Below are 10,654 nucleotides of genomic sequence, written 5' to 3'. Positions count from 1 at the left end.
GATGGGCAGGATCGAGCGTTCCGCAGCGGCGGACTGACCCTCGCCCGCTATCCTGGAGCGACGTGCCACGACGCACGCTCCCTCACCGCCCATGCCGCACGCCCATCGCGCCCGCCCCGCCCTTCACGCCTCGACGCCCCCGTCGTTCGCCCAGCGCCAGCACGCGCGGCTGCGCTGGGTCGAGGCACTGAGGCGCCAACTGCGCAGCAGGTTCCTGCTCCGGCTCCATGTCTTCGTCATCGCGATGCTGATGCTCGGCGCGCTGATGCTGGGCGGGGCGGGACTGCGGGCGATGGGCGTCGAAGCGCTGGCCTGGCGCTACGCCCTGCTGCTGCCGGCGAGCTACCTGATCTACCTGGGCCTGCTGCGCGTGTGGGCGCGGGCCCTGTTGCGTCACGACGGGTCGCCGCTGGACGGCACGCCGGACCTGCTGGACTTCGGCTCCCAACTCGCCGGCAGCCTCGGACGCGGACGTGCCCCCGTGCCGTTCCGCAGCGGCGGTGGCGGCGATTTCGGTGGCGGCGGGGCTTCCGGAGACTTCTCCACAAGCGCATCCACAGCCTTGTCCACCGACTTGCCAACACCCTTTTCCACAGCTTGTCCATCGCACTTGTCCACAGCCGGCGACGCGCTGGGTTCGACCGGCGACGCGGTCGGCGGACTCGATGAGGGCCTGGTCATCGCCGTGCCCATCGCACTGATCCTGGCGATCGGAGCGGCACTCGGCTTCTGCGTCTTCGGACTGTTCGGCGTGGAAGTGCTGCTGGCGGTCTCGGTCGAAGTGGCCCTGGCCAGCGTCGCCGGCGGCATGGCCTGGCGGCGCATGAGCGAGGAAGGCTGGTGGCGATGCGCGGTCCGGCGGACCTGGGGACCGGCGCTGGGCCTGCTGCTGGTGGGCGTGCTGCTGGGCGCGGCCATCGATCACTGGATGCCCGCCGCCGATTCGCTGCCGCACGCGTGGCAACTGGTCCGGGTGAAGTAGTCGCCACGGGCGGCGCCTGAGCGGCTCCTGCCGCGAGCGGGTCGGACCGGCGACGACAATCAGTCCATGGCCACCCAGAAATCCCAATACGTCTGCTCCGAATGCGGCGCTACCAGCGCCAAGTGGCTGGGCCGCTGCCCGTCCTGCAGTGCCTGGAACACCCTGGTCGAGACCGCCGCCGAGCCCGCCGCCGGCAAGAACCGCTTCCAGGCGCTGGCCCGCAGCCAGCCCGTCGCCACCCTGTCCGAGATCGAGGCCCGCGACTTCGAGCGCACCCCCACCTCGCTGGAGGAGCTGGACCGCGTGCTGGGCGGCGGCATCGTCACCGGCGGCGTGGTGCTGATCGGCGGCGATCCGGGCATCGGCAAGTCGACGCTGCTGCTGCAGGCGGTCGACGCGCTGTCCCGCCAGATGAAGGTCCTCTACGTCACCGGCGAGGAATCCGGCGCGCAGGTCGCCATGCGCGCCCGGCGCCTGAGCCTGGACGGCTCCCAGGTGCGCGTGCTGGCCGAGATCGGCCTGGAGAAGATCCTCGCCACCATCGAGGTCGAGAAGCCCGACTTCTGCGTCATCGACTCCATCCAGACGATGTACTCCGAGCAGCTGTCCTCGGCGCCGGGTTCCGTCGCGCAGGTCCGCGAATGCGCCGCGCAGCTGACCCGCACCGCCAAGTCAGGCGGCTGCGCGATGGTGCTGGTCGGCCACGTGACCAAGGAAGGCGCGCTGGCCGGGCCGCGCGTGCTGGAGCACATCGTCGACACCGTCCTCTACTTCGAGGGCGACACCCACAGCAGCTACCGGCTGGTGCGCGCGATCAAGAACCGCTTCGGCGCGGTCAACGAGATCGGCGTCTTCGCCATGACCGAGAAGGGCCTGAAGGGCGTCACCAACCCGAGCGCGATCTTCCTGTCCACGCACGGCGAACCGGTGCCCGGCTCCTGCGTGCTGGTCACGCTGGAAGGCACGCGGCCGCTGCTGGTGGAGCTGCAGGCGCTGGTCGACGGCGGCGGGCCCAGCCCGCGCCGGCTGTCGGTGGGCCTGGAGCGCGACCGTCTCGCCATGCTGCTGGCCGTGCTGCACCGGCACGCGGGCGTGGCGACCATGGACCAGGACGTCTTCGTCAACGCCGTCGGCGGCGTGCGCATCAGCGAACCGGCGGCCGACCTGGCCGTGCTGCTCGCGATCCAGAGCTCGCTGCGCGGCAAGCCGCTGCCCAAGGGCTTCTTCGCCTTCGGGGAAGTCGGCCTGGCCGGCGAGGTCCGCCCCGCCCCGCGCGGCCAGGAGCGCCTGAAGGAAGCGGCCAAGCTCGGCTTCTCGATCGCGGTCGTGCCGCAGGCCAACGCGCCGAAGAAGCCCATCGACGGCCTGACGGTCCACGCAGTCGCCCGCATCGAGGACGCCATCGAGATCCTGCGCGGGCTGTGACGTCGCCGACGTCGGGAACGATGCCGGTGTCGGGATCCACGACGCCGGCATCCGCAATCGCCACACCCGCCGCCGACGCGGCCCGACGACAATCGCGGGTTCGGCCCCATCGCTTCGGGGTCCGGCCTCACCCCCTTCGGAGTTCCCCCGCATGAACCGCCTCGTCGGCATCCTTCTCGCCATTGCCGCCATCGTCGTCGGCACCTATTACTTCGGCTGGAAGGGCGCCATCCTGGGCACTTCCGCCGTCATCTTCTATCTGCTGCTGCAGTTCTCGCAGCTGATGCGCGTCATGCGCACGGCCCAGAAATCGCCGCTGGGCCACGTCTCCAGCGCGATCATGCTGAACTCGAAGCTGCACGCCGGCATGAAGCTGATCGACCTGATCCGCATGTGCAAGTCGCTGGGCGTGAAGGTCCAGGAGAACACCTATCGCTGGACCGACACCGGCGGCGACGCGGTGGACGTGGTCATGGAAAACAGCGTGGTCGCGCGATGGACGCTGATCCGCGCCCAGGAGCCTGAATCGGCGGCCCCCGACTACACACCGGCCGCATAAAATCCCCGACTTCGCAGCACCCGGCCCCTGAGCGGCCGCAAAGGAAGACCCATGTCCCTGGACGATCGCGACGGCAAGATCTGGATGGACGGCGAGCTGGTGGACTGGCGCGACGCCAAGATCCACGTGCTGACCCACACCCTGCACTACGGCTGCGGCGCCTTCGAGGGCGTGCGGGCCTACCAGACCGACAAGGGCACCGCGATCTTCCGGCTGCGCGAGCACACCGAGCGCCTGTTCAACAGCGCCAAGATCCTGCGCATGAAGCTGCCGTTCACGATCGAGCAGGTCGAGGAAGCGCAGAAGGCGGTCGTCCGCGAGAACAAGCTGGCCAGCTGCTACCTGCGTCCGCTCACCTGGATCGGCAGCGAGAAGCTGGGCGTCAGCCCGAAGGGCAACAAGATCCACCTGATGGTCGCCGCCTGGGCCTGGGGCGCCTACCTGGGTGAGGAAGGCCTCAAGCGCGGCATCCGCGTCAAGACCAGCAGCTACACCCGCCACCACGTCAACATCACGATGACGCAGGCCAAGACGGTGTCCAACTACACCAACTCGATCCTGGCCAACATGGAAGCGACCGAGGACGGCTACGACGAGGCGCTGCTGCTGGACGCCTCGGGCTTCGTGTCCGAAGGCGCGGGCGAGAACCTCTTCATCATCAAGAACGGCGTGGTCTACACGCCGGACCTGTCGGCGGGCGCGCTCAACGGCATCACCCGCAACACCATCTTCGCGATCTGCCAGGACCTGGGCCTGCAGCTGGTCGAGAAGCGCATCACCCGCGACGAGGTCTACATCTCGGACGAGGCCTTCTTCACCGGCACCGCCGCCGAAGTCACGCCCATCCGCGAGCTGGACCGCATCGAACTGGGCAGCGGCAGCCGCGGCCCGATCACCGAGAAGATCCAGTCGGCCTTCTTCGACATCGTCAACGGCCGCAATCCCAAGTACGCCCACTGGCTGAGCGTGGTCTGACCAGAGGCGGGCTTCGCCGCCCGACCGCCGGACCGACCGCCAGCCTCCGCAAGCTTTCAAGAACAAGATCATGAGCGCCAACACCACCACGCCCAAGGCCACCGTCGAAGTCACCGCCCAGGACCTGCAAGGTCCGGGCGTCGTCTTCTGCCCGAACCCCAAGATGCCGCTGTGGAGCAACCACCCGCGCGTCTTCATCGACCTGAGCCACACCGGCGAAGGCGCCTGCCCATACTGCGGCACGCTGTACAAGCTGAAGGCCGGCGAGCACCTGCCCTCCGGTCACTGAGCCACGACGGCCGCCCGCTCAGCGGTCGGCCTCCCCGCTCCCTTGAACAAGGAACGAGACCCATGGTGCGCAAGCCTCAGACCGCCCTGCTGCTGGCCTCTCCGGAGGACACCGAAGCGCAGTTCTACGAGGCCCTGCAGGCCGGCGACCTGGAACGGCTGATGGCCGTCTGGGGCGACGAGGACGAGGTCTGCTGCGTGCATCCGGGCGGGCCGCGCGTCGTCGGCGCGGCGGCGATCCGGGCGAGCTTCGAGCAGATCTTCGCCAGAGGCTCGATCCCCGTGCATCCGGAATGCCAGCGCCGGCTGGTCAACGGCGAGACGGCGATCCACCAGGTGCTGGAGCGCGTCGAGATCACGGACGAGGACGGCACGCAGAGCGCCTGGGTCGTCGCGACGAATGTCTACCTGAAGACGGCGCTGGGCTGGCGCATGGTCGCGCACCATGCCAGTCCGGGCACCTCGCAGGACGTGAAGCAGGAACTGGCGATCGTGTCCGCCGGTGCGCCCACGACGCTGCATTGAGAGGGTTGTCCATGCAGTACCAGGCACCTCCCTGGTTGCCCGGAGGTCACGCGCAGACGATCTGGCCCGCGCTGTTCGCGCGACGCTACGAAGGCCCACCGCCGCAGTTCCGCCGCGAACGCTGGCAGACGCCGGACGGCGACTTCGTCGACGTCGAGCACCTCATCGATTCCGCCGCCGCGCCAACGAGCGCGTTGAACGCCCAGGCGCCCGCAACCGCGCCCGCCGAGCGTCCGCTGCTCGTGCTCTTCCACGGGCTCGAAGGCTCCGTGGACAGCCAGTACGTGCAGGCCTTCGCCGCCGTGGCGCAGCAACGGGGCTGGGCCTTCGCGATGCCGTACTTCCGGGGATGCTCGGGTGAGCTCAACCTCGCGCCGCGGGCGTATCACTCGGGCGACTACCTCGAAATCGGCTGGATGCTGGAGCAGCTGCGCGCTTCGCACCGCGGCCCGATGATCGCCGTCGGCATCTCGCTGGGCGGCAACGCGCTGCTGCGCTGGGCGCAGGAGGCCGGCGAGACCGCGGCATCGACGGTCCGGGCGGTCTGCTCGGTCTGCTCGCCGATCGACCTGACGGCGGCCGGCCACGCGATCGGCAAGGGCTTCAACAAGCTGGTCTACACGCGGATGTTCCTGCGGACCATGATGCCCAAGGCGATGAACAAGCTGAAGCAGCATCCCGGGCTGTTCGACGCCGAGCGGATGCGGCGCGTGCGCAACCTCTACGAGTTCGACAACATCTTCACCGGCCCGGTGCACGGCTTCCGGGACGTCGACGATTACTGGCTGCGCGCGTCGGCCAAGCCGCACCTGGCGCGTATCCGCATCCCGGCGCTGGTGCTGAACGCGCGCAACGATCCGTTCGTGCCGGCACACAGCCTGCCGGAGCAGAGCCATGTCGGCGCGCATGTGACGCTGTGGCAGCCGCGCGAGGGCGGGCATGTCGGTTTCCCGTCGGGCCGGCCGCCCGGCCACGTGCGCACCATGCCCGAGCGCGTGACCGACTGGCTCGCGACGCGGCTCTGAGCCGCACGGAAAGGACTCGCATGGATGCCATCGTCGAAGCGGCGCTGAAGAAGTGGCCCAACGTGCCGCACTGCTACGGCTGGCTGGCGCTGGACGCGCGCGGCGACTGGTACATGCGCGACGAGCGCATCCAGGCCGCCGGGCCGTTCCCGACGGTGAAAGGCAGCCGCATCGTGCACGACAAGCTGATCGGCTTCATTGACCGCAACTACGCCTCGGACGATCAAGGCGCCTGGTTCTTCCAGAACGGACCGCAACGGGTCTACGTGCAGCTGGAGGCCGCGCCCTGGATCTGGCGCCTGCAGCCGGACGGCCGCGTGCTGAGCCACACCGGACGCGAGGCGCAGGTCGCTGGCGCGGTGCTGGACGATCAGGATCGTTTGTTCCTGGAGACCGATCTGGGCCTGGGCCTGGTCCACACGCAGGACATGGGGCCGGCAGCGGACGCGCTCGAAGCGGGACGCTGGACGATGTCGAACGCCACGCATGCCGAGCTCATCGCCCGCCATGGGGTGCTGCTGGCGCCGACCGATCCCAAGGGCGAATCAGGCAAGTCCTGACCCTGCGGCGAAGGCGGCGTGAGCCGCCGAGCTGCGTCGAGATGCGTCGCCCATGAAAAAGCCGACCCGCGGGTCGGCTTTCGTGTCTCTGGGGCGCGAGGCTTACTGCGAAGCGCCGGAGGCCGGAGCGGCAGGAGCCGAAGCGCCGGCATCCGCGCCGGAGGCGGCTGCGGCGGGCAGCTTCGGGTCGTCGAACTTGGCGCCGCCCTGGTTGGCCATGTAGACGACGGCGCGGGAGATCTCGAAGTCGCTGAAGTCGCCGCCGCCCTGCGGGCCCATGTTGCCCTTGCCCTTGAGGGCGGAGTGCACCAGGGTGTCGAAGCCGGACTTCACGCGCGGGCCCCAGGCGTCGTGGTCGCCGAGCTTGGGGGCGCCGGCCGCGCCGGTGGCGTGGCAGGCTGCGCACTGGCCCTGGAAGACCTGCTCGCCGGTCTTCATCGCGGCGGGGTTGGTCAGGTCCTTGAGCTCGATCGAGCCCACGGGCTGGATGCGGGCGGCGACGGCCTCACCCTCGAGGCCGGTGCCGCCGGCGCCGGGCTTGATCTCGCTGGACACGTAGTTCGCGAGCATCACGATGATCACGATGGGAATGACGAAGGCGAAGAAGACGGCGACGATCAGTTGCTTGGGGGTCTTGATCGGGCCCTCGTGGGCGTCGTGTCCTTCGGCGTGCGTGTCCTGGGCGTTGGCGTGGTCCTGGGTTCCGCTCATGAATTCCTCGTGGCTCGAATCGAATCGAATACGGCAGAAGCGAGTCCGGGTTTCTGAGGGGGTGTCGGCTGACGGATCGCCCTGGGAAAACCGGACCGTGGAACAGCAAATCGGCGCAGTATAGCCAGCCCCCTGTCGCCCCACCCTGGGGCTTTCGTCAAGGTCGGCACGTTGGTGGGGCAGGTGTTGCGCGAGGGTCGCGCAGCGGCTCGTCCAGATGTTCGCGATGGTGCCGTTTTGACGGGATGGGCGTGATCGGCTCGGGGGGCCTCAGAACGAGGCTAGAATGCGCGCTTCCCGCGGCGACCGTGGTGAAGTGGATATCATTGGGCCCTCCGAAGGCTTAGTCGCAAGTTCGATTCTTGCCGGTCGCACCAAAATTCCGAGAAGCCGGTTGTCACGAGCGTGGCAACCGGCTTTCTGCTTTCTGTCGTCGCATGACGCCGATCCCCCATCGGCAGGCCCACCGACACGCAAATTCGCTCATACGGCTGCCGCCATTTGTGCGATTGCTCCGCGAACGGATCTGCCTAAAGTTCCTCACCTCTGCTCCAGCGCGACCGGACAGGTCTGCGCCTCGATGGAGCTGGCTTCATGCCCGCCAAGAGGATTGAGAACCATGTTCCCTGACAAGATCCGACGCTTCGTTTCAAGGCTCCTCCAACGTACCGAGGCCGGTGAGATCCCCTGGGAATACGACCTGTTCGATGCGGTCGCCTGGAAGGAAAAGGACTTCGCCGTCTCCCTCCATTACTCGTTCAATGGTCGGGAGGACTGCGGCGTCTTCCGCTTCGTCTATCGGGATGCGCAAGGAAGCGATTTCGAGTTCTTCACGAACAGCGACAACGCCGACTACCCGTTGACGAAGCATCTTTTCGACAGCGCCCAGGCGACCAAGATGGAACTTCCGTTCTGACGACCGGTGAGGCGGATACTGGTCCGTCCACAGGTCCATCGAAGCCACGCCATGCGCCTCCTCATCCTCGGCGGCACCGTCTTCCTCGGTCGCCATGTCATTGACACCGCGCTGGCGCGCGGCCACACGGTCACGATGTTGAACCGCGGGCGGCACGGCCCGGGTCTGTTCCCCGAGGTCGAACGCCTCATCGGCGATCGCGACGGCGACATGAGCGCGCTGCGCGGTCGCGCGTTCGATGCGGTCATCGACTGCACCGCGTTCAACCCCGCACAGGTCGAGCGCACCGTCGCCGCGCTCGATACGGGCACGCCGCATGTGGTGCTCGTCTCCTCGATCTCGGCATATGGCGTGTTCCCGCCGCATCGCGTCTTCGACGAATCCACGCCGCTCGCTGAAGGCGACGAAGGTTACGGGCCGCTGAAGGCCCGGGCTGAAGAGACACTCGCGAACGCTCTGCCTGACCGGCACGCGATCGTTCGGCCAGGCTTGATCGTCGGGCCGCATGACCCGACGGGTCGATTCACGTATTGGCCGACGCGCGTCGCGCGCGGCGGCGAGGTCCTCGCTCCCGGACGGCCCGAACGGCCGGTGCAGGTCATCGATGTCCGCGATCTCGCCGCGTTCTGCGTGACGCTGGCGGAGTCGCGCACCACCGGCGCGTTCAACGCGGTCGGGCCGCGTCTGCCGATGCAGGCGCTGCTAGCCGCTTGTTTGCAAGCGGCGCCGGGAAGCGACGCCCGATTCCATTGGAAGCCGGACGCCATGCTGCTCGTGCTCGGCGTCGCGCCGTGGACCGGGCTGCCGCTGTGGCTGCCCGAAGAGGATCCGGCCGTCGGCGGCATGCTGCTTGGCGACGCATCCCGCGCCGTGGCCGCAGGCCTCACGACCCGAGCTATCAAGGAGACCGCTGCCGACACGCTCGCCTGGGCGCACGCGCCGCGAGAGCCCGGCTGGGATGCCGCCAAGCTCGTCGCCACGCTGGCGCCGGAGCGCGAGGCCGAGATCCTCGCCGGCCGTTCCGCCACGGACCGCCCGAGCGGCCCGGGCGGTGCCGGTCACCTCAGATCGACCTGATCAGATCGACCTGATCAGTTCAGCCTGAACACCGCGATCGCCGTCGACAACCGGTTCGACTGATCCTTCAGGCTTTCCGCGGCCGACGCCGCCTCCTCGACCAGCGCCGCGTTCTGCTGCGTCATCTGGTCCAGGTGACCCACCGCGGCGTTCACCTGGTTGATGCCGTCGCTCTGCTCCTGCGAGGCCGCGCGGATCTCGGCAATGATGTCCGTCACGCGCTGCACGCTGGTCACGATGTCCGTCATCGTCGTGCCCGCGTCGCTCACCAGACGCGAGCCCGATTCCACGCGCTCCACGCTCGTCGCGATCAGCGTCTTGATCTCCTTGGCCGCCTGCGCGCTGCGCTGCGCCAGCGAGCGCACCTCGCTCGCCACCACCGCGAAGCCCCGACCCTGCTCGCCCGCACGCGCCGCTTCCACCGCCGCATTCAGCGCCAGGATGTTGGTCTGGAAGGCGATGCCGTCGATCGTGCCGATGATGTCGGCAATGCGCCGCGAGCTGTCGCTGATCTCGCCCATCGTCGCCACGACCTGTCCCATCACCGCGCCGCCGCGCTGCGCCGTCTCCGCCGCGGAACCCGCCAGCTGGTTGGCCGTCGTCGCCGCATCCGCCGTCTGGCGCACCGTGCCCGTCAGCTGCGTCAGGGACGCCGCCGCCTGCTGCAGGTTGGAGGCCGTCTGCTCCGTGCGCGCCGACAAGTCCATGTTGCCCGTGGCGATCTCCGCGCTGGCCGTGCCGATGTTGTCCGTCGAGCCCCGCACCTCGCCGATCAGGCGCACCAGGGCGCCCTGCATCTCGCTCAGCGAGCGCAGCAGCTGGCCCGTTTCATCGCCGCTGGTCGTCTCGATGCGGCGGGTCAGGTCGAAGCGCGCAATCGCATCGGCCACTTCCGCCGCCTGCGCGAGCGGCCGCGTGATCGAGCGCGTCAGCCACACCGCCAGCGCACCGCCGGCCGCCAGCGCGACCAGCCCGAACACCACCAGCGCCACCCGCGCACGCGCGTTGGTCTCTGCCAGCAGCTTCAGCGCCGTGTCGAGCTGATCCCGCTGCTGCTGCGCCACCACGCGGATGCTCTCCAGATAGGTCGCCGCGGCCGGCTTGAACTGCTCGTCGAAGAGCTGCTTGGCCCGCGCCGGATCGCCCTGCTTCTTCGCCTCGGTGATGGTGTCGCGCACCTTGATGTAGGCCTTGCGCAGTTCGATCACGCGGTCGAAGGCGGCGCGCTCTTCCGGCGAGTTCAACAGCTTGTCCATCCGCGCCTGCAGCTCGTTGGAGGACTTCGTCGACTCGGCGGCCTGCTCCGCGAAGAAGGTCGCCAGGGTCGGGTCCGCGCTCACGGCGATCGCCGTCGTGCGCGTCCCGCCGTTGTAGACGTTGCGGTACCAGTCGGCGGCCACGCGCTCGGTGACGATGGTCTCCTGGTACATGGACTCCGTCTGCGCCGCCACGCGGCTCAGCCCCAGGTAACCCATCGCCGATCCGATCAGCGCAATCACCAGTACCAGGGCCTGGACCAGCCCCAACCGCCGGCCGATGGATCCCCGGACGTTCGTGTTGGACATCATGTTCGTTCTCCTCGACACCGGTCCGAAGGGAGATCGGACCCGC

At 68.7% G+C, this 10,654-nt stretch carries 12 protein-coding genes and 1 tRNA gene; 11 read left to right on the top strand and 2 right to left on the bottom strand.

Annotated features, from left to right (window positions below; translation table 11 throughout):
• The first annotated feature begins 91 nt into the window (after positions 1-91).
• From ACQZ13_RS01555 to ACQZ13_RS01520, 8 genes are all read left to right on the top strand, one after another.
• The gene (locus ACQZ13_RS01555) at positions 92-982 is read left to right on the top strand and encodes a hypothetical protein (RefSeq protein ID WP_431049540.1); all 891 of its coding nucleotides are present in this window, start codon (positions 92-94) and stop codon (positions 980-982) included.
• Positions 983-1,048: 66 nt separating this feature from the next.
• Positions 1,049-2,407 (top strand): DNA repair protein RadA, encoded by a 1,359-nt coding sequence (gene radA, locus ACQZ13_RS01550; protein WP_431049538.1) that lies wholly within the window; start codon positions 1,049-1,051, stop codon positions 2,405-2,407.
• Positions 2,408-2,558: 151 nt separating this feature from the next.
• Positions 2,559-2,966, top strand: coding sequence for a hypothetical protein (locus ACQZ13_RS01545; protein ID WP_431049537.1), 408 nt, complete (start codon positions 2,559-2,561; stop codon positions 2,964-2,966).
• A 51-nt stretch (positions 2,967-3,017) separates the two neighbouring features.
• Positions 3,018-3,941, top strand: coding sequence for a branched-chain amino acid transaminase (locus ACQZ13_RS01540; protein ID WP_431049536.1), 924 nt, complete (start codon positions 3,018-3,020; stop codon positions 3,939-3,941).
• A gap of 70 nt (positions 3,942-4,011) precedes the next feature.
• Positions 4,012-4,230 carry a zinc-finger domain-containing protein gene (locus tag ACQZ13_RS01535; protein WP_067279675.1) on the top strand — a complete coding sequence of 73 codons (219 nt, stop codon included), beginning with the start codon at positions 4,012-4,014 and terminating at the stop codon, positions 4,228-4,230.
• A 62-nt stretch (positions 4,231-4,292) separates the two neighbouring features.
• Positions 4,293-4,754 carry a YybH family protein gene (locus tag ACQZ13_RS01530; RefSeq protein ID WP_431049535.1) on the top strand — a complete coding sequence of 154 codons (462 nt, stop codon included), beginning with the start codon at positions 4,293-4,295 and terminating at the stop codon, positions 4,752-4,754.
• Positions 4,755-4,765: 11 nt separating this feature from the next.
• Entirely contained in the window at positions 4,766-5,779 is a 1,014-nt protein-coding gene (locus tag ACQZ13_RS01525) for a YheT family hydrolase (protein WP_431049534.1), read from the top strand.
• Between the two features lie 20 nt (positions 5,780-5,799).
• Positions 5,800-6,339: a DUF2946 family protein gene (locus tag ACQZ13_RS01520; protein ID WP_431049533.1), complete on the top strand. Its 540-nt coding sequence runs from the start codon at positions 5,800-5,802 to the stop codon at positions 6,337-6,339.
• A 102-nt stretch (positions 6,340-6,441) separates the two neighbouring features.
• On the opposite strand, the gene ACQZ13_RS01515 is transcribed toward ACQZ13_RS01520, so the two are convergent.
• Complete coding sequence (locus tag ACQZ13_RS01515; RefSeq protein WP_088405684.1) at positions 6,442-7,050, bottom strand: c-type cytochrome; 609 nt, start codon at positions 7,048-7,050, stop codon at positions 6,442-6,444.
• 302 nt (positions 7,051-7,352) lie between these two features.
• Between ACQZ13_RS01515 and ACQZ13_RS01510 the strand changes: the two genes are divergently transcribed.
• The 3 genes from ACQZ13_RS01510 to ACQZ13_RS01500 all read left to right on the top strand — a co-directional run bounded on the left by ACQZ13_RS01510 (position 7,353) and on the right by ACQZ13_RS01500 (position 9,043).
• Positions 7,353-7,427, top strand: a tRNA-Arg gene (locus ACQZ13_RS01510).
• 242 nt (positions 7,428-7,669) lie between these two features.
• On the top strand, positions 7,670-7,966 hold the full coding sequence (locus ACQZ13_RS01505; RefSeq protein WP_431049532.1) for a hypothetical protein: 297 nt from the start codon (positions 7,670-7,672) through the stop codon (positions 7,964-7,966).
• Positions 7,967-8,017: 51 nt separating this feature from the next.
• On the top strand, positions 8,018-9,043 hold the full coding sequence (locus ACQZ13_RS01500; RefSeq protein WP_431049531.1) for an NAD-dependent epimerase/dehydratase family protein: 1,026 nt from the start codon (positions 8,018-8,020) through the stop codon (positions 9,041-9,043).
• Between the two features lie 14 nt (positions 9,044-9,057).
• Here ACQZ13_RS01500 and ACQZ13_RS01495 read toward each other — a convergent pair whose 3' ends face one another.
• Positions 9,058-10,611: a methyl-accepting chemotaxis protein gene (locus ACQZ13_RS01495; RefSeq protein WP_431049530.1), complete on the bottom strand. Its 1,554-nt coding sequence runs from the start codon at positions 10,609-10,611 to the stop codon at positions 9,058-9,060.
• Positions 10,612-10,654 lie beyond the last annotated feature (43 nt).

It is taken from the genome of Roseateles sp. L2-2, assembly GCF_050613215.1.
GTDB classification, from domain to species: Bacteria; Pseudomonadota; Gammaproteobacteria; order Burkholderiales; family Burkholderiaceae_C; genus Roseateles; species Roseateles noduli.
This window is presented reverse-complemented; position numbering and strand designations above follow the sequence as displayed.